The organism is Duganella sp. CY15W, assembly GCF_009857555.1.
GTDB classification, from domain to species: domain Bacteria; phylum Pseudomonadota; class Gammaproteobacteria; order Burkholderiales; family Burkholderiaceae_D; genus Rugamonas; species Rugamonas sacchari.
On sequence record NZ_WWCQ01000004.1, the window covers coordinates 216,665 to 234,716 of the forward strand.

Annotated in this window: 16 protein-coding genes; 9 read left to right on the forward strand and 7 right to left on the reverse strand. The window is 57.6% G+C overall.

Annotation, left to right across the window (positions count from 1 at the left end; genetic code table 11):
- Positions 1-76: 76 nt before the first annotated feature.
- The 6 genes from GTP58_RS21005 to GTP58_RS21030 all read left to right on the forward strand — a co-directional run bounded on the left by GTP58_RS21005 (position 77) and on the right by GTP58_RS21030 (position 4,861).
- Positions 77-925, forward strand: coding sequence for a DMT family transporter (locus tag GTP58_RS21005; RefSeq protein WP_161079101.1), 849 nt, complete (start codon positions 77-79; stop codon positions 923-925).
- Between the two features lie 52 nt (positions 926-977).
- Positions 978-1,952 carry a DUF4351 domain-containing protein gene (locus GTP58_RS21010; RefSeq protein WP_161079102.1) on the forward strand — a complete coding sequence of 325 codons (975 nt, stop codon included), beginning with the start codon at positions 978-980 and terminating at the stop codon, positions 1,950-1,952.
- Between the two features lie 364 nt (positions 1,953-2,316).
- Positions 2,317-2,646 carry a hypothetical protein gene (locus tag GTP58_RS21015; protein ID WP_161079103.1) on the forward strand — a complete coding sequence of 110 codons (330 nt, stop codon included), beginning with the start codon at positions 2,317-2,319 and terminating at the stop codon, positions 2,644-2,646.
- A gap of 504 nt (positions 2,647-3,150) precedes the next feature.
- A complete protein-coding gene (locus tag GTP58_RS31120; protein ID WP_202413803.1) occupies positions 3,151-3,333 on the forward strand; it encodes a hypothetical protein in 183 nt (60 codons plus the stop codon).
- Between the two features lie 206 nt (positions 3,334-3,539).
- Entirely contained in the window at positions 3,540-3,812 is a 273-nt protein-coding gene (locus GTP58_RS21025; RefSeq protein WP_161079104.1) for a hypothetical protein, read from the forward strand.
- Between the two features lie 335 nt (positions 3,813-4,147).
- On the forward strand, positions 4,148-4,861 hold the full coding sequence (locus GTP58_RS21030; protein ID WP_161079105.1) for a hypothetical protein: 714 nt from the start codon (positions 4,148-4,150) through the stop codon (positions 4,859-4,861).
- Positions 4,862-5,057: 196 nt separating this feature from the next.
- Here GTP58_RS21030 and secA read toward each other — a convergent pair whose 3' ends face one another.
- Complete coding sequence (secA, locus tag GTP58_RS21035) at positions 5,058-7,847, reverse strand: preprotein translocase subunit SecA (RefSeq protein WP_161079106.1); 2,790 nt, start codon at positions 7,845-7,847, stop codon at positions 5,058-5,060.
- Between the two features lie 224 nt (positions 7,848-8,071).
- On the opposite strand from secA, the gene GTP58_RS21040 reads away from it, so the two are divergent.
- Entirely contained in the window at positions 8,072-8,557 is a 486-nt protein-coding gene (locus GTP58_RS21040) for a DciA family protein (RefSeq protein WP_229215682.1), read from the forward strand.
- A gap of 1 nt (position 8,558) precedes the next feature.
- Here GTP58_RS21040 and lpxC read toward each other — a convergent pair whose 3' ends face one another.
- Together lpxC and GTP58_RS21050 are read right to left on the reverse strand one after the other, a co-directional pair.
- Complete coding sequence (lpxC, locus tag GTP58_RS21045; RefSeq protein ID WP_161079108.1) at positions 8,559-9,494, reverse strand: UDP-3-O-acyl-N-acetylglucosamine deacetylase; 936 nt, start codon at positions 9,492-9,494, stop codon at positions 8,559-8,561.
- Between the two features lie 23 nt (positions 9,495-9,517).
- The gene (locus GTP58_RS21050; protein ID WP_255490725.1) at positions 9,518-10,378 is read right to left on the reverse strand and encodes a DMT family transporter; all 861 of its coding nucleotides are present in this window, start codon (positions 10,376-10,378) and stop codon (positions 9,518-9,520) included.
- A gap of 177 nt (positions 10,379-10,555) precedes the next feature.
- On the opposite strand from GTP58_RS21050, the gene GTP58_RS21055 reads away from it, so the two are divergent.
- Positions 10,556-11,761 carry a DUF4214 domain-containing protein gene (locus GTP58_RS21055; RefSeq protein ID WP_161079110.1) on the forward strand — a complete coding sequence of 402 codons (1,206 nt, stop codon included), beginning with the start codon at positions 10,556-10,558 and terminating at the stop codon, positions 11,759-11,761.
- Positions 11,762-11,764: 3 nt separating this feature from the next.
- Here GTP58_RS21055 and GTP58_RS21060 read toward each other — a convergent pair whose 3' ends face one another.
- Complete coding sequence (locus tag GTP58_RS21060; protein WP_161079111.1) at positions 11,765-12,535, reverse strand: helix-turn-helix transcriptional regulator; 771 nt, start codon at positions 12,533-12,535, stop codon at positions 11,765-11,767.
- A gap of 91 nt (positions 12,536-12,626) precedes the next feature.
- On the opposite strand from GTP58_RS21060, the gene GTP58_RS21065 reads away from it, so the two are divergent.
- Entirely contained in the window at positions 12,627-13,397 is a 771-nt protein-coding gene (locus tag GTP58_RS21065) for a class I SAM-dependent methyltransferase (RefSeq protein WP_161079112.1), read from the forward strand.
- Between the two features lie 244 nt (positions 13,398-13,641).
- Here GTP58_RS21065 and GTP58_RS21070 read toward each other — a convergent pair whose 3' ends face one another.
- The 3 genes from GTP58_RS21070 to GTP58_RS21080 are packed head-to-tail and all read right to left on the reverse strand — an operon-like array spanning position 13,642 to position 18,052.
- On the reverse strand, positions 13,642-14,910 hold the full coding sequence (locus GTP58_RS21070) for a hypothetical protein (RefSeq protein WP_161079113.1): 1,269 nt from the start codon (positions 14,908-14,910) through the stop codon (positions 13,642-13,644).
- A 59-nt stretch (positions 14,911-14,969) separates the two neighbouring features.
- Positions 14,970-15,878: a hypothetical protein gene (locus GTP58_RS21075; RefSeq protein WP_161079114.1), complete on the reverse strand. Its 909-nt coding sequence runs from the start codon at positions 15,876-15,878 to the stop codon at positions 14,970-14,972.
- Positions 15,878-18,052, reverse strand: coding sequence for a peptidase domain-containing ABC transporter (locus GTP58_RS21080; protein WP_229215683.1), 2,175 nt, complete (start codon positions 18,050-18,052; stop codon positions 15,878-15,880). Before GTP58_RS21080 ends, GTP58_RS21075 begins: the two co-directional genes overlap by 1 nt.

An 18,052-nucleotide genomic window follows, 5' to 3' on the forward strand; every position in this document is an offset into this window, starting at 1 on the left:
TGGGTGAAAATCGAGTCCAAATAAGCACGCATACACAATAAACTTTCATCACTTTGTTTTCAACCGGCATTTCATCATGACGACTTCCCGCAGTGCTTTGATTCCCTTTCTTGCCATATTGGGCGCCGTGACTTTTCTTGGCATTGGCACCTCATGGGCCAAGCACGTGCTGTTTCCGCTGGTCGGGGCACAGGGAACGACAGCGGTGCGGGTCGGCTTCTCCGCCCTGCTGTTGCTGCTGTTTTACCGGCCGTGGCGCCGCCAGCTCAGCTGGGCTGATGCCAGAACGGTGGCCTTGTATGGCCTGGCGCTGGGCGCGATGAATCTGTGCTTCTATATGGCCTTGCGTACGATTCCGTTCGGGATAGCGGTGGCCATCGAGTTTGCCGGGCCGCTGACCGTCGCGCTGTTGTCGTCGCGGCGCGCGATCGACTTCCTGTGGGTGGCGCTGGCCGCCGCTGGACTGGGGCTGTTGTTGCCCGTTGTCCCCAGTGCCGAGGCGCTGGACCCGGCCGGGCTTGCCTATGCCATCGCCGCTGCCGTGTGCTGGGGTACCTATATCGTCTTCGGCAAGCGGGCCAGTCATTTGCATAGCGGGCTGTCAGTGCCACTGGGCCTGCTGATGGCGGCGCTCTTGGTGGTGCCGGTCGGCGTCATCCACGTCGGCAGCGCCTTGCTGTCGCCGACGGTGCTCGCGGTTGGTGTCGGCGTGGCGCTGCTGTCCAGCGCGATTCCGATTTCGCTGGAAATGGTGGCGCTCAAGCGTCTGTCGCGCCAGTCCTTTGGCATCATGATTAGCCTCGAACCTGCGGTAGCCGCCGTCCTTGCGCTGATCCTGCTCGACGAGTATCTGAGCGCACTGCAATGGCTGGCGATCGGCCTGATTATCCTCGCATCCATGGGCAGCACACGCAGCGGCAAATAAGCTTTGCAGCGCATCAATACGGCCAGCCAGCGCCTGGTCGTAGACTCGATAGATGCCGAACCCTCCCGCACGCTACGACCTGCCGTGGAAAGCTGCACTAACGCACGCCTTCAGAGCCTTCATGGGGTTTTTCTTTAGCGATCTCAGCGCCCAGATAGACTGGTCAAAGAAGCCACGCTTCCGCGATAAGGAGTTGATGCGGGTTGGCGTAGGCAACACGCCGGACGGCCTGGTCGCGGACAAACTGATCGAGGTGTGTCTGCATGACGGTCGCCTGCAGTGGGTGCTGATCCACATTGAAGTGCAGGCGCAACGCGATCCCGCGCTGGCGCGGCGCGTACTCGACTACAACTACCGGATTTTCAAAGAGTATGAACGGCCAGTGGCGAGCCTCGTGCTACTGGCCGATGATGAACCCAACTGGCGTCCGCACGCTTTTCACAACCAGTTGCTGGGGACCAGCATGGGCATTTCCTTCGCCACCGCCAAGCTGCTCGATTACGCCGCCCGCAGTGAGGAATTGCTCGCCTCGCGCAACCCTTTTGCCTGGGTGACGCTGGCCCACTTGCGCACGCAGCAGGCTCATCATGACCCGGAAGAACTCTACGCCGCCAAATGGCAGTTGACGAAACTCCTCTATCTGCACGGGTGGAGCAAACGGCGCATAATCGTATTATTCAACGTCATTAACTGGATGATGGCCCTGCCGGAGCCATATCAGGAACGCTACTGGCAGGCGATCGTTGAGCTTGAAAAGGAGCATGAGATGGAACTTTTCAATTCATTGGAACAGTCGTTTATCGACAAAGGGTGGCAAAGAGGGTTGGAAAAAGGCCTGGAGCAAGGTTTGGAGCAAGGCCGCCAGGAAGGCGCCGTGGCGTTACTGGAAAGGCAACTCACCCGGCGCTTCGGTCCGTTACCACAACCCGTGCGCAAAAAGCTCGCCAAAGCCAGCATGGCGCAACTGGGCACCTGGAGCGATGGACTACCCGAAGCCGAATCGCTGAAACATCTATTCAGCGCATAAAGTCAGCTCCGCTGCACTATCGTTCTATGCTCTCACGCATGTGCTACAAACTCGATTGCTATTCGGAGTTATGTTAATTGTTTTTGCCTTTGTTGGCAGGGGCGTATGGCACTATTTTCCTTGGTCGAGAGGCCCAGTAGCGTACGCATTTTCGACAGGCGTTAGTATCGGTCTATTTGCAGCAACTGTCGCGTTTTTTGTACCTACGCATTGGGGTTAGAATGTACGATCCCACATTCGGCCAGCAGCAGACAGTCACTAGACAGATTTAAATGACAGCTTATTTCCCTGAGTATCCTCAATTATTTCGCCTTGGACTTGGCTTATGAAGCCGTCTTGCCCGCAATGTCACGCTCGCGTTTCAATGGAAACGCAAGGCGGATTGTTTTTAATTAAATGCTATTTTTGTGGCTGGTCTGAAGAGGGCACGTGTAGTCAGCCACTATTTTCTTCAATACACACGAAATTTCTCGTTGCTAAGGCAGCGCCTCCAGTGTCTGCAGATGCGCTGAAAGTTATTCGTGCGGAGCATCTGCCTGCAAGGGTTATGTCCCTGGGAGCTTTACGCAACGAGCTGATATCGGACGGCGGTCTAATGGTCGGCGACATTCCGCTACATCGTGAGCAGGAGCTCACAGCCAAGTTGTCGGCAGTGGGTGTGAGACTGGAAACTCTAAAGCATGAAGAAGACTAGGCGCATTCATTTTTACTTCAACTTCCGCTAAGGGTCAGGTTTTGCCGCTCACGACAGGCAGGAGTCGGCCAGAAGCGGACAAAATTTACTCAACTGCGCTATCGATCTCAATGATATTGACTCACAGCAACCAGAAATTTGAATTTAGAATCATCCGCTCTCCGTTTGAAGGTATCTTCCTGCTCAATTTGGAGCAAAAGGTTCAGTTGCGAAAGCTGGTTGAGTCTGAGCCCGAAGACTGGTACTTAGATCGAGCGGGTGAGCGGCTGCCACCAGACAGGTTATTTCAGGCGTCGCCGTGGAGCATGGAAACTGATCAAGGGCCCATCAAGATATTGAGTAGATCTTTGGATCTTACGACAGGTGACGCATTATTTAACGTTCCTGATACGTACGGCGGTGAATTGTTTCGATGGATGAGAGACCAATCCTTACCAGAATAAATGGATTCGACGGCAGGCGGCCAGGAGCCGCCGGTCGGTAACAATACATAGGAAAAGATTCATGGTCAGTAGCGCCGAAGTGGAGAAGCGGAAGGCTATCCGCAGAGAGTATGCTGTCCTGTTCGATGCGCTCTCGAAGATATTGTTTGAAGCCGATCCGCTTGGCATCAATTTTGAAACGAATACTGACGAGTACGAGCCCGAAGTCGGTAGCATAATCACGGCTAAGACACGCAAGTTCTGAAGATGAAGTGCAGCACATAATTCACGACGAATTTTGCAAATGGTTCGATGTTGAAACTGCCGGACCTGCTGAGGCATATACTGATATCGCCTCAAAAGTTTGGGCGGAATGGCAGCGTTATCAATGACAGGGTATTGGCTGAAGGCTGCGTTCGGCCATAAGCTGCCGGTCACGTCGGCGTTTTTATATGAATTCGTAGGGAAAAGATGAAGCAGGTTTTACCTCATATTCAAATCGGACTGCACAACGATGAGCATGTCGTTGTCATTGTGGGCGATTATGAGCTGGCTGACTTCATCGAAGACTATCTCGGCGACAAATGCGACTTACCCTACGATTACCGGACCACCGCCGAACGGCCCGGAGGCGAAATTATCACCTTACATTTCCCTGAGTCTGCACTATTAGCTGACATAGAAGATAGCCTTAGCAAGTTGGCCTCGGATGAAATTGAGGGCATCTATCGTCTGAACAACTAATTATGCACATGACGTGTACCGGCCAAATACAGACCCTTTGAGAATATGGCTCACTCTGGAAAAATTGTTTTGCTTTCGAAATCTGGGTATCGTTCAGAGCAGGACGATGGCTTTCTGCGTGAATTACTACAGGACCGTATTGAGCTCTTCTGTGTACTCGGTCAGGACGCTGATAAATGGGAGGATGCTTTGGACTGGATTTGTGTTGGTGAGGACGGGAATGGACAGCATCTCATCATCACTACCTGTCATCGGAACGAATCGCTAGAAGAGGTAGTCGCGTTTGCGCAAATGTTCAAAACGGGTCACGAACATACGGTTCAAGTGCTAGAGCGATGATGCCGCAACCAAAAACAGCCGTTTCCTTAAACTTCCGGTGTGCATTTAGCCTTATAAAAATTTTATCAATTAAACACAGCATGAGCAGAGTCCAGCTTTTATTTATCGCACTAGTTTTGTTGCCCTTCAGAGCGTTTGCCGGAGTCGATTGTGACAAGCTGAACGAAGTTGGTGAAAATATTGCAAACGTCATTCCAGATTTCGACTCTGGTCGCGATATCGTGGGTAATGGACGGTTGCAGTTTTACTCGGCACCGGACGTAAGTTGCAAGATGGTTGGCTGGTTTGTCCTTCCCGGAGATACTCTGTTTGCAAAGTTCGTCTACAAGGGATTTACAAAAGTCTCATTCATCGCCATGAAGAAGAGTGACCGAGAGATTACGGCGTGGGTTGTGTCCTCTCGGCTGCGAGAAAATGGTGAGGGGATAGTTCCAGGGCATTCGCCTGATGTTGAGGAAGTCAGCAGGCAGCTAAAGGATGGCGAGTCCGCGATTTCTCAACGCAAATTTGAAAGTGCCATTGAGATATGCCGAGGAGGGCTTGATGCAATTGGTGACGCATATTGGAGCAAGGATATTGAAGATGACACTGACTCGAAGTTGATGGCGGCTGGTCTCCTTCGAAAAGATGGGAAATTGGAGAATGCAGCTTCAATGTACTGCGGAATACTGGCTACGCGACTTCACCTTTACATCAAAAAGAAAGGTTAAAAATTAGGAATGCTGGGCTTCCACAATGGGGCGAATTCGACAATAAGCACGAAGGTCCGAGTTGGGGTAGCAGGTCAGGGGCGGATGCTGCCGGTCATCAGTCAGACACCCTGTGTCAGGTCGAGTATGAGCTAATACACATAAAAAAACCCGCAGGCCTTGCGGCGCTGCGGGTCTTCATGAGTGGCTTAAACGGTTAAGCCAGCTTGCCGTGGCAAGCCTTGTACTTTTTACCGCTGCCGCATGGGCATGGATCGTTGCGGCCAACCTTCAGGCCCAGCTCCATCAGCTGCTCGCCGCTCAGGCCTTGCAGCTCTGGCGGCAGGCCGCCGAGCTGCGATGGCGTTGGCGCCAGCAGGTCTTCCGGTGCGGCGTTCGGATTGAAGTCCGCGTGCTGGTAGCTCACGTTCTCAACATGCGACTGCTGCATCGCGGCTTCCGCTGCGTCGATCTCTTCGCGCGACTGGATACGCACGGTCATAATCAGCTTGACCACTTCGTTCTTGATCATGTCCAGCATCTGGCCGAACAGCTCAAACGCTTCGCGCTTGTATTCCTGCTTAGGATTCTTCTGCGCGTAGCCGCGCAGGTGGATACCCTGACGCAGGTGGTCCAGCGCCGCCAGGTGTTCACGCCAGTGCGAATCCACCGACTGCAGCATGACGTTGCGCTCAAAGCCGCCGAACGATTCCTTGCCAACGATATCCACTTTCGACTGGTACAGCGCATCCGCTGCCGCCAGCACGGCGTGCAGGATCTCTTCGTCGTTCAGACTGGAATCCTTTTCCAGCATGGCACGCAGCGGCACGTCGATCTGCCACTCGGATGCCAGCGCAGCTTCCAGACCCTTGATATTCCACTGCTCTTCCACCGACTCTTCCGGCACGTATTCGCGTACCAGATCGGTGAAGGCGCCATGACGCAGCGACTGGATCAGCTCCGAAATATCGGTCGCTTCCAGCAATTCGTTACGCTGCTGGTAAATCACTTTACGCTGGTCGTTGGCAACGTCATCGTATTCCAGCAGCTGCTTACGAATATCGAAGTTACGTGCTTCCACCTTGCGCTGAGCGGACTCGATGGAGCGCGACACAATGCCCGCCTCAATCGGTTCGCCTTCCGGCATTTTCAGGCGTTCCATCACCGCGCGCACGCGGTCGCCGGCGAAGATGCGCAGCAGCGGATCGTCCAGCGACAGGAAGAAGCGCGACATGCCCGGGTCACCCTGGCGCGCAGCACGGCCGCGCAGCTGATTGTCGACGCGGCGCGATTCGTGACGCTCGGTGCCGACGATGTGCAGACCGCCAGCCGCCACCACTTGCTCGTGCAGCGCTTGCCAGCCATCGCGCAGCGCCTGCGCTTGCGCCGCCTTGTCGGCATCGCTCAGCTCAGGATTGGCTTCGATGAACTGGATTTGTTTTTCAACGTTACCGCCCAATACGATGTCGGTACCACGGCCCGCCATATTGGTGGCGATGGTGATGGCTTTCGGCGAACCTGCCTGGGCGATGATCTCTGCTTCGCGGGCGTGCTGTTTCGCGTTCAGCACGTTGTGCGGCAGGCCGGCCTTGGTCAGGATGCCCGACAGCAGTTCCGAGTTTTCAATCGAGGTAGTACCCACCAGCACTGGCTGACCGCGGTCGTAGCATTCGCGGATTTCCAGCATCATGGCGTTGTACTTCTCTTGTGCCGATTTGTAGACCTGGTCCTGACGGTCCTTGCGCTGCGAGGGACGGTTAGGTGGAATCACCACGGTTTCCAGACCGTAGATTTCCTGGAACTCGTAAGCTTCGGTATCCGCAGTACCGGTCATGCCGGACAGTTTGGAATACATGCGGAAGTAGTTCTGGAAGGTGATCGAGGCCAGGGTCTGGTTCTCGTTCTGGATCTTCACGCCCTCTTTCGCTTCCACCGCCTGGTGCAGGCCATCGGACCAGCGGCGGCCCGTCATCAGACGGCCGGTGAATTCGTCGACGATCACCACTTCATTGTTCTGCACCACGTAGTGCTGATCCTTGAAGTACAGCGCGTGCGCGCGCAGCGCCGCGTATAGGTGGTGCACCAGCGTGATGTTGGCCGAGTCGTACAGCGACGCGCCTTCCGGCAGCAGACCCATTTTGGTCAGGATCGCTTCGGCTTTTTCGTGACCAGCTTCGGTCAGCAGCACCTGGTGGGCCTTCTCGTCCTTGGTGTAGTCGCCCGGGACGTCGACCTTGCCTTTGCCGTCCGGGGTTTCTTCGCCCACCTGCAGCGTCAGCAAGCGTGGCACTTCATTAATCTTGTAATACAGGTCCGTGTGATTCTCGGCCTGGCCGGAGATGATCAGCGGGGTACGGGCTTCGTCGATCAGGATCGAGTCCACTTCATCGACGATGCCGAAATTCAGCACGCGCTGGACGCGGTCCTTGGCGTCGAACACCATGTTGTCGCGCAGGTAGTCGAAGCCGAATTCGTTGTTGGTGCCGTAGGTGATGTCCGACGCGTAAGCCTGCTGCTTGGCCGCGTGTTCCATCTGCGACAGGTTGATGCCGGTGGTCAGACCCAGCCAGCTGTACAGCTTGGCCATGGTGTCGGCGTCACGCTGTGCCAGGTAATCATTGACGGTCACGATGTGCACGCCCTTGCCGGACAGTGCATTCAGATAGGCTGGCAGGGTTGCGGTCAGGGTTTTACCCTCTCCCGTGCCCATTTCAGCGATTTTGCCGTAGTGCAGAACCATGCCGCCGATCATCTGCACGTCGAAATGGCGCATTTTCATGACGCGCTTGGACGCTTCGCGGCACACCGCAAACGCTTCCGGCAGGATCTGGTCCAGCGTTTCGCCATTGGCGATGCGCTCTTTAAAAGCCGGCGTCTTGGCTTGCAGCTCGGCATCCGACAGTTTTTCCATTGCCGGTTCGAGCGCATTGATCTCGCGTACCGTTTTTTGGTATTGCTTGAGCAGGCGCTGGTTGCGGCTGCCGAAAATCTTGGTCAGAAAAGACATGCTTGAATTCTTGAAAAAACGCCGTTAAAAAAAGCCTGTTTAGGGGAAAAACGCCTTACCGCACGGAATTCGACTATGGCAAAAGACGGTGATTTTATCACGCGTCCGGTGCTACATTGGGTTATTGGTCTATATAACAATAGTCCAAGCGTTCACAATGTCACAAAATCAACCGATTTTACCCGGTGGTGACGATTTTGGGGCGCTGTGATATGGTTCGCCGCATGCGTTTCAACTCCTCCAACATCTCGCTCAAGCGCCCGACGGCCGTGGGCGCCACCGATTTCCTGCGCCGCAACGACCGCATGGCGGCCTTGCTGCCGGCGGTTGAACGCATGGCGCGTTTGCAGAGGGACTGTGCCGACACCCTGCCGGCCATGTTCAAGCACTGCGAAATCCTGGCGTTTGAGGATGGCCAATTGCTGTTATCGCTGCCGACCACCGCCTTGGCCGCCAAACTCAAGCAGCAATTACCTAAATTACAAGACACGCTGGGGCGGCGCGGCTGGCAGGTGACTGGCGTGCGCCTCAAGGTGCAGATGACCAAGGCCGCCGAAATCAAGGAGAAGATGCGTTCGCTGGAACTGCCGCCGGCTGCCGTGGACGCGTTCGACCAGCTCAGCACCACATTGGAAGCCAGCCCGCAGAATAGCGCGCTGATCGACGCGGTAAAGGCCATGGTGGCCCGCCGCCGCGCCGGACAAGGCTAAATCAAGTTAGCGCCCACTCGCGCGCCATCTGGCGCACATAGGATTGTGGCGCCACGTCATTGCTCTCAAATGTGACAATTTCATAAGCATCCGGATGCTTGAGCAGCTCCAGCAGCAGCTGGTTGTTCAGCGCATGGCCGGATTTGTGCGCCTCATAGCTGGCCAGCAGCGGATGGCCTACCAGGTACAGATCGCCAATCGCGTCCAGGATCTTGTGGCGCACGAACTCATCTTCATAGCGCAGGCCGTCCGAATTCAGGATGCGGTACTCGTCCATCACAATCGCGTTTTCCAGCGAACCGCCGCGTGCCAGGCCTATGCCGCGCAGCATTTCCACGTCCTGCATGAAGCCGAAGGTGCGCGCGCGCGCCACATCGTGCACATAGGAGACGTCGCCGAAATCCACCTGGGCGCGCTGCTGCGTACCGTCCACTGCCGGGTGGTTGAACTCGATGAAGAAGTCCAGCTTGAAGCCGTCGTGCGGCAGCAGGCGTGCCCACTTTTCCTTGTCGCCCGTGCCTTCGCGGATTTCGACCGGCTTCAGTACGCGGATGAATTTCTTGGCCGCCGGCTGCTCCAGCACGCCCGCCTGTTGCAATAAAAATACGAAAGACGAGGCCGAACCATCCATGATGGGGATTTCTTCGGCACTGACTTCGATGTATAAATTATCAATGCCGAGGCCGGCGCAGGCGGACATCAGGTGCTCAACCGTGGAGACACGCGCGCCATCCTTGACCAGCACCGACGCCATGCGGGTGTCGCCCACTGCCATGGCGCTCGAGGGAAACTCGACGATGGGATTCAGGTCAACCCGGCGGAACACGATGCCGGTATCCGGTGCGGCCGGGCGCAGGGTCAGTTCAACCTTGGTGCCGGAGTGCAGGCCAACACCTGTGGTGCGGACCAGTTCTTTGATAGTGCGTTGTTTTAACATCCAGCGATTATAGCGAACTGCGGTTAAGGGTGCTCAGCTTCCACATGGACGGCTTCGCGGCGCACCAGGTAAATGCCACTGGCAATGATGATGCCCGCGCCCAGCAAGGTATAGCCATCCGGCAGCGTATGCCACAACACCCAGTCAATCGCCACGCCCCAGGCCAGTGCGGAATATTCAAACGGCGCCACCACCGAAGCCTTGCCGGTGCTGAACGCACGCGTAATCGCCAGCTGGCCGAAGAAACCGCTCAGCGCCAATGCCAGCAATACCCAGCCATCCTCGGCCCGCACCGGCACCCAGTTCTGCACAGACATGGCCAGGCCGCCGAGCGACATCAGGATCAGATACCAGAACATCATGGACTCGTTGGTATCGCTGCGCGCCAGCACGCGGCTGACGATAGCGGTGGTCGCATAGCAGAACGCCGAGCCCAGAATCGCCAGACCGCCAATCGACAGGAAGCCTGCCCCTTCAGGGCGCAGCACCACAATCACACCGATCAAGCCAACCGCGATTGCCACCCATTGGCCAGCGCTGACCTTCTCCTTCAACACGACCACCGATAGCGCGGTAATGAGCGCTGGCGCGATGAAGAAGATCGAATACGCTTCCGCCAGCGACAGCATGCTGAGGCCAAAAGCAAACATGGTCAGCATGCCGACACCCAGCGCACTACGCAGCAAATGCATGGGCCAGCGCACCCGGAAGATGCCCTTGAACGCGCCGCGGTACAGCATATAGGCGCACAGCAGCGGCAGCGAGCTCAATGCGCGCATGGCAGTGACTTGTCGGGCGGGATAGTGTTCGGACAGCAGCTTCATGGTGGTATCCATGAAGGAGAACATGGCAACGGCAATCAGCATCGCGTAGATCGCGCGCAGATTTTCTTGGCGGCTAACGGAAGACAGAAGAAGCTCCTTGAACGGAGAACGTCATGATGGCGACGTTGGGAGCCAGGACGGCGCATGACGCTATCGCATGGATTATAACAACTCTTCAAAGTGTCTAAATGGAAATTAATATGTTATTATATTTACAATTTACACATTGGATTTTCTATGCGCTACCAATCCGGTCTTCTAGCACTGCTTATCGCCACTAGCCTGATTGGCTGTGGCGGCCAATCAGATACATCGTCAGTTCAAATGCGTTCCGCCCAGCGAACTCAAGGAGGTTCATCTCCGACTGCCGATGACGACGACGTCGTACTACCCAATGATCGCTCTCAATATCTCATAGAGAGCAAAGAATCCGGCTATGTCATCACAAACATTCCGGACGATGGCACTAGTCGCTCTTATAGCGTTTTGCGACGAGTACAATTTGCCGACGTATCGCTCGCCTTGGACGTCGACTACAGCAGCCAGATCTACCGTCTCTACCAAGCCGCGTTTAACCGAAAACCAGATCTCGCCGGTTTGGGTCATTGGCTTGCAATACTGGATAGTGGTACCTCACTTGTCACCATTGCCGAAAGTTTTGTGGGGAGCGCTGAGTTCCAACAGCTTTACGGCGTCAATCCCGATAACACCTTATTCCTCACCAAGTTATACAACAACGCATTACATCGTGATCCAGATGCAGCTGGCCTTGCTTCCTGGCTGAGAGCGATGCAGCTGGGACTAACCAGAGCACAGGTGCTTGTGGGATTTTCAGAAAGTACAGAGAACAAAAACGCATTAGCTTCAACCGTTGAAAAGGGTATCGCATACGTCGAACGCGGCGTGAATTATCGCCCTGTAGCAAATGCTGGCAGCAATGTTCAAACGACGATGAAATCTACTGTCACGTTAGATGCCAGCGCGAGCACCGATGCAAATAACGATTCGATAAAATATGAATGGTCGGTGATAAACAAGCCAAGCACGAGCCTGAATACACTTTCCTCGGTATCTGCAAGCAAACCCTATTTTGTCCCTGATGCCGTAGGTACTTATACGTTCTCGCTAACCGTAAATGACGGTGTCCGGGCTAGCCGCCCAGCAATCGTAAGCATTTCTGTTTCAGCAGTACCAATAGCACCTATTCCAGACACCGGCATTTACAAGTGCTCACAGCTGACGCCGTCCGTAGCACAGGCACTATACCTTGCTGGACATACCTATCTGGACCGTGACCATGATGGCAAACCTTGCGAAGCAAACGACATTGCAGTTGAGTCACCAGTAATCATCCCCTCTACGCCAACAGTAAAACAATGCTGGGTCAATGGATACAGAAGAAAAAATGGCACTTATGTCAATGGATATTGGCGGAGCTGCTGAAGACTAAGGCAGCAGCATCACCAACTTGAGATCGTGACGCTTGGCTATGTGGAGTGTCACCTGGTTGAAGCTCAGTTCGCCAGCGCGGGGATGGTGGAAGCGGCGCAGTCCGCCCTCGCGGCTGACGACGTCCTGCGACGCCCATAGCATGCAAAACTCCGGGCTGTCTTGCGACAGTTCGGCGATCAATGCGGCCAGCACTGTATCGCTGGCGTGTTTACCGATGTCGGCACGGAATTCGGCGGCGAGGCGACGCGCGCGGTCATCCCAGTCGACAATCAGGCCCCGTGCGGCGGCGCTGCGGAACATGAAGCGCAGCAGATTGGGGCGCGCAGGCGCAGTCTCCTCGACGTCCAGCCAGCCGCCGAACAAGGCCAGCGCGTGGCCGTTCCAGGCCACAGCATCCCATTGCCGGTCCAGTATATAGGCCGGCGCATCGATAGCGGCAACGATAGCGTCCAACGATTCGTCGGCCTCGCCTGCGTCAGCATCGTGCTGCGGGTCCAGGCGTTCGGCCAGACTGAACAGGTAGCTGCGTTCCGCCGCATTCAGATGCAGCACCTCCGCCATGCGCGCCAGCAGCTTGCTGGAGGCGGCCACTTCCCTGCCCTGCTCCAGCCACGTCAGCCAGGTCGGGCTGACCTCGCACAGCTGCGCCAGTTCCTCGCGGCGCAAGCCTGGCGTGCGGCGGCGGCCGCCCGCTGGCAAGCCGACACTGGCCGGCGTAGTCCGTTCACGATGGGCGCGGATGAAGTCGCCAAGTTTGCTTTGCATGGTAGTTCCTTATACCAGGATAAGTCCTTGCCTTGTTACAGGATAAGAACACGCCTATTCTGCACTGACTGCGCCATTTTGAGGAGAGATCATGCAACAGCAAGCCGTTGTCGCCCAACAGTTCGGCAATACCGCCAGTGCCTACCTGACCAGTACCGTCCATGCGCAAGGCGCCGACCTGGCGCAGTTGCGCGAGATCGCCGCTGGTCTGGGCCAACATCCCGTCGTGCTGGACCTGGGCTGCGGCGCCGGCCACGCCAGCTTTGCCGTGGCGCCCGTGGCGGAATCCGTGACGGCATTTGACCTGTCCGCCGAAATGCTGACCGTGGTCCGCAACGCCGCGCGTGAACGTGGCCACCACAACATCGGCACGCAGCAAGGCAACGTCGCCAGCCTGCCCTTTATCGATGCTTCGTTCAGCATGGTGGTGACGCGCTTCTCAGCTCACCACTGGCTGGATGTCCCTGGCGCACTGCGCGAAGTAAGGCGCGTGCTGAAGCCAGACGGTATCGTGGTCATCATCGATATCACCGCGCCGGAACAAGCGCTGCACGACACCACGCTGCAAGCCGTAGAACTGCTGCGCGACGCCTCGCATGTGCGCGATTATCGCGCTACGGAATGGCTGCAGATGCTGAATGATGCCGGCTTCTTCGCAAGGAAAACCACCAGTTGGAAACTGCCGATGCAGTTCGATGACTGGACCGCCCGCATGCGCACGCCCGCCGACCGCGTCATCGCCATCCGCAGCCTGCTGCACAGCGCACCTGAAGAGACGCGCCAATACTTTGCCGTGCAAGCTGACGACTCCGTCACCATCGATTCCACCATGTTCGTGTCCACGCAGTTCTCAACAGGTTGATCTATCGGCCTCGGTCTACATTCAGCTTACCATGCGCTATATGCAAGGCTTACAACGAAAAGGTGGGGCAGCAGATCATCATGAAGATACGCCATTAACTGTTTGCTGCGGCAGAGCGTGAGCGGTACGCGATGGCTACGCGGTGGTGTACTCAGGGTCGGAAGTCTTCAATACGCTGGTCGGCGACGAGGTGATGGTTGAAAAAGATGGCCAGGCGCTGGCCGACGATGAAGGCGGCAATGCCTTACTGCTTGACGCGGAAATAGAAGTCACCGGGCGGCAGCATGAAGCTCGGCGGCGTTTTGCCAGCTTCAACCAGCACGCTATCGACCGGCGTGGCGGCGACCGTCTCATTCTTCTTGAATGCCGATACCACGCGCTGCCCGTTTGCCGGCAGCAATGCAGCAGGGATGGCGCGCGGCGTCAGCCCCAGCAGCGTCGAGCGCCAGCCGCTACGCCCCCCTACGCCCGGTGCAGACAAGGCCCTGGGGAAGAACACCTGCATATCGACCCGTCCGGCATAATCGCCGAGCACGGCGTAGGAATGGGCACCGCGTTTTAACACAAACGGCAGTCCAGACGTGCCGATTCCCGGTATCTGCGCATACAAAGGCTGTTCATCTTCTGGCTCGGGGTGCGCGAAGAATCCGGATTGATCGATGGTGAGCGGATCAATCCCCGAGCTCTGTTTGATCAGGCGCGCCAGCCAAGTCTGGCCTTTTCTGTCGGGCTGTTCGGCAATGTGGCTATAACCGGCATAGATGAAGACTTTCTGCTGCCGGCCATTTTTGATGCTCTTTTTCAGGATCTGCTGAGCGGCGGTGGTTTCGCGCCATAACTGGAAAGGGACCTTGCCGTTGTCGCTCTGTTCAATTTCGTTGTCGTAGCTGATGATGCGCCAGCCGTTAGCGCCGGCCTCACGCAGGAAATTGGCCAGTTGCGGATCGCGCGCATAAAACCCGGCCTTGCCCAGGATAGGCGCGCCAGGCGCAGGCGCCTGGTAGACGGCTTCAAACGCCAGCACCTCGAACCCAATCTTCTTCAGCTCGCGCGCCAGCAGCATGCCAAAGGCGCGGTTCATCTGCACGTGGTGTGCTTCGTTCAGCATGACGATCTGGTGCGACCTGGCCTCTTCCACGATGGCGGCCAGCGCCTCGACCGGCTCAGCGCCGTCAAGCGCCGTCAAGTCCGCCGCTTCCGATGCCGCAGTCTCCCCGCGCATCACAGCACTGGCATCCATGGCGCGCATCGCTCCCGCTTCGTCGCCAGTAAAGACGCGGTAGGTACCAAGCGCAGCCAGATCGGTGGCGCGTTTGTTCATATCGGCGACGGCCTCGCGCTGCGCTGGCGTGCGCCATCGCTGCGCCTGGGCATACTGGCCAACAGCCGCCTCCAGCGTGCGCCAGGTTGGCGTCCAGCGCCAGGTCAATGGATCCGCCTCGGCCGCACCGGCCATGGCCTGCCAGCCCAGCACCATCACATACAATGCACTACGGCACCAAGATAACTGCATCGGCATCTCACTTCCTTTCACACAGTATTGCTGCGCCAGCGGCAACGCTGACACAGCATTTAAACCATTAAATCAAGCAGGACACGGCGGATCTCATCTTCGCCCAGCGCCAGCCGCGCCACCACCGAGGCTGGCTCGCGGCTGAGCACCGCCAGCAATGGGGTCGCCGAAATGCCCAGCGCAGCACCAAAAACGCCGCGAGGATCGCTGAGCAACAGGGCGCCATCCTTGCCGGCGTAAGGCGCGCTGGAATGCAAGTACAGCGGCAGCGGCAAACGGCCGGCAGCTGCCAGTGCCGCCACCTGCCGCGTGACCTGCGCGCAGGACTCGCACGCCGGCGACACCATCAGCACCGCCACAGCTGGCACGGCAGACAGCATGGCGCCGACATCCAGGGCGCGCTGCCCCTCGGCATAGCCCGCCAATACCGTATCCGCCAAGGCGACTTCTTTCGGCGCCGCAGCCAGCGCTGCTTGTGCCAGCGCATCGCGCGCGACCATCACCCTTATGAGCCAGAACGCCTGGGCCAGCAAACCCAGTTTAAGCGTCCAGCAAGCGGCCTGCTGATACGCCGCGCCGTCGAGCTGGGTACGGTCAAGGCCGGCCAGAGTGGCGCAGGCAAGCCCGCCAAAACCCAGCAAACCCAGCCGGATGGCAGGCACCCACGGTTCCAGGTGATACGACAATACGCCAAAGCAGTTGCATGGCCGCTGCGGCAGCAAGGCCTTGCTGAGCAGGCCACCCGCGCCAAGCAACAGCGCCGCCGCGGCGCACGCCAGCTGCATCCATGGCGCGCTGCTCACGCCAGCCAGCACAGCGAACAGCAAGTGAAACACGGCGCGCCGGCAAATCAGCGCACTCTGGCCGCCACAATAAAAGATCTGGCCGATGCCAGCCAGCGCAAAGATCTGGAACACCATGGCCATCGATACGCCGGCCATCAGCACCGGGACATCTGAACCGTTCATCAGGCCAACCTTTCTGCTTCATAGTTCTGGCGGAAGTCGCGCACGATGCCGCCATCCGCCAGCTCCACCACACGCCCGGCCGATGCGATGGTTTCGCGCCGGTGAGCGATAATAATTTTCGTCATTTGCAGTTGGCTGATGGCGTGATTGACCAGCCGTTCATTCTCGCTGTCCAGGTGGCTGGTGGCTTCATCCAGCAAGATCAGCTCAGGCTGCTTGTACAGCGCGCGCGCCAACAGCAAACGCTGCTTCTGGCCGCCGGACAGGCCGCTGGCCATATCGCCAATCAGGCTTTGGTAGCCCATCACCATCGCTTCGATGTCTTCTTCGATCGCGGCAAACCGTGCGCACTCGCGCACGCGTTCGCGGTCGGGCGTGCTGTCAAAGAAAGCGATATTTTCTTCGATGGAACCGGCAAACAGCTGGTCTTCCTGCATCACAGTTGCGATGTATCGGCGGTACTCTCTGGCACCCAGCGTCGCCAGCGGCTTGCCAAATACCAGGATGTCACCGGAAGATGGCGGCAATATGCCAGTCAGCAGCTTGAGCAAGGTGGTTTTTCCGCACCCCGAACGCCCCGTGATGGCCAGCGATTCGCCGCGCCGCACCACCAGGCTGACCCGGTACAGCACCCAAGGCTCCGCCTCGGAATAGCGGAACGACACATTCCTCAATTCGATCACATTGGGCGCGGCGCTGGCAACCAGGGGCGCGAGCTGGCCTGCGGCAGCGACACCATCGTGTTCCTCGCGCTGCGCCAGCACGATGTCCGACAGCCGCTCCGTCTGCAAACCCAGCATGCGAAACTCCAGCAGCTTGTCCACCAGCGCGTAAGCACGCGCGGTAAAAATCATCTTGTAAGCGATGAAGGCGTACAGCATGCCCAGCGTGAACCGGCTATCCAGGATCGCCAGCGCGGCCAGCCATATCACCAGAATATTTTCCACCGCTGCCAACAGCGCGCTGGCGGAAGAAAAATACAGCCCCAGCTTGCTGAGCCGGATATTCTGGTTGGCCACATCCACTGCCGCGCCCTGCCAGCGCGCCAGCCGGCCACGCTCGTGGTTGAACAGTTTGATGGTCTGTATGCCGCGTACCGACTCAAGAAACAGCGACTGTTCCCGGCCCTGCAGCACCAGATGCCGGGCGCCAGCTTCGCGCAGCACGCTCTGCGTGGTCCAGCGAAACAGCAGATAGACCAGGAAAAACGCCAGCACAACAGCAGCCAGGAGCGGACGGTAATAGCACAGCACCAGCAGCGACGTCGCGGCCAGCACACCATCGATCACCGCTTCAATAAATCGGGTCGACAGCTTGTCCTGGATTTCGTGGATGGCGGCAAAGCGCGAGGCCACGTCACCCAGATGGCGCCGTTCAAAATAAGACAGCGGCAGGTGCAGCAAATGGCGGAAAATTCCGCTCGTCATCTGCAGATTCAACTGCGAGCTGATATACAGTATGGTCCACGAACGCAATGCGCCCACGCCAACCTGCAGCGCAGCCAGGCAGGCAAATCCAAGACAGGCGACAGCCAGCAATTCGCGGTCGGACGCAGGGACGACGCCATCGACCACCAGTTGCATCAGCAAGGGCGCCGTCAGCGCAAACAGCTCCAGCGAAACCGCCAGGCCAAACACGGTCAGCAGCGATTTCCCCAGTCCGCCCACCCCGCGCAGCAGATCGGCCAGGGCCATGCGCCTGCGCTCGACCTTCGGAGTGAACGCCAGGCCGGGCGCGAGTTCCAAGGCGATGCCCGTAAACGCTGCCGAAATGGCTGCACGGTCGAGCCGCAGCTCGCCATGTGCCGGGTCATGAACGCAGGCCGACAGCAAACGGCCATCGGCCGTGGCAGACACCGATTTCAATACGACGAAGTGGTCCAGATTCCAGTGCAGCAGCGCCGGTTTTTTCAAGTACGCCAGGTCATCCAGCGTCACCTTGACCGCCCGCGTATCCAGCTTGAGATGTTCGGCAATATCCACCAGATGTTTCATGCTCAGCCCGCGCGCGCCACCGGAATACGTGCTGCGCAGCACACTCAGGTCGATCATGTGGCCATGGTAGCCCAGCACCATCGCCAGGCAAGCCAGCCCGCACTCGGCGGATTCGCTCTGCAACACCACGGGCAGGCGTTTGCGGAAGCTCAAGTTCAATTTACTCAGATCCAGCGCCAT

Bases quoted from the DNA above. Each gene is read 5' to 3' on its own strand.
- GTP58_RS21030 (WP_161079105.1), top strand. From the start codon at position 4,148: ATGATGCCGCAACCAAAAACAGCCGTTTCCTTAAACTTCCGGTGTGCA.
- GTP58_RS21005 (WP_161079101.1), top strand. From the start codon at position 77: ATGACGACTTCCCGCAGTGCTTTGATTCCCTTTCTTGCCATATTGGGC.
- GTP58_RS31120 (WP_202413803.1), top strand. From the start codon at position 3,151: ATGGTCAGTAGCGCCGAAGTGGAGAAGCGGAAGGCTATCCGCAGAGAG.
- GTP58_RS21025 (WP_161079104.1), top strand. From the start codon at position 3,540: ATGAAGCAGGTTTTACCTCATATTCAAATCGGACTGCACAACGATGAG.
- GTP58_RS21010 (WP_161079102.1), top strand. From the start codon at position 978: ATGCCGAACCCTCCCGCACGCTACGACCTGCCGTGGAAAGCTGCACTA.
- GTP58_RS21060 (WP_161079111.1), bottom strand. From the start codon at position 12,535: ATGCAAAGCAAACTTGGCGACTTCATCCGCGCCCATCGTGAACGGACT.
- secA (WP_161079106.1), bottom strand. From the start codon at position 7,847: ATGTCTTTTCTGACCAAGATTTTCGGCAGCCGCAACCAGCGCCTGCTC.
- GTP58_RS21065 (WP_161079112.1), top strand. From the start codon at position 12,627: ATGCAACAGCAAGCCGTTGTCGCCCAACAGTTCGGCAATACCGCCAGT.
- GTP58_RS21015 (WP_161079103.1), top strand. From the start codon at position 2,317: ATGGAAACGCAAGGCGGATTGTTTTTAATTAAATGCTATTTTTGTGGC.
- GTP58_RS21055 (WP_161079110.1), top strand. From the start codon at position 10,556: ATGCGCTACCAATCCGGTCTTCTAGCACTGCTTATCGCCACTAGCCTG.
- GTP58_RS21080 (WP_229215683.1), bottom strand. From the start codon at position 18,052: ATGGCGCTGGATCTGAGTAAATTGAACTTGAGCTTCCGCAAACGCCTG.
- GTP58_RS21075 (WP_161079114.1), bottom strand. From the start codon at position 15,878: ATGAACGGTTCAGATGTCCCGGTGCTGATGGCCGGCGTATCGATGGCC.
- GTP58_RS21070 (WP_161079113.1), bottom strand. From the start codon at position 14,910: ATGCAGTTATCTTGGTGCCGTAGTGCATTGTATGTGATGGTGCTGGGC.
- lpxC (WP_161079108.1), bottom strand. From the start codon at position 9,494: ATGTTAAAACAACGCACTATCAAAGAACTGGTCCGCACCACAGGTGTT.
- GTP58_RS21040 (WP_229215682.1), top strand. From the start codon at position 8,072: ATGCGTTTCAACTCCTCCAACATCTCGCTCAAGCGCCCGACGGCCGTG.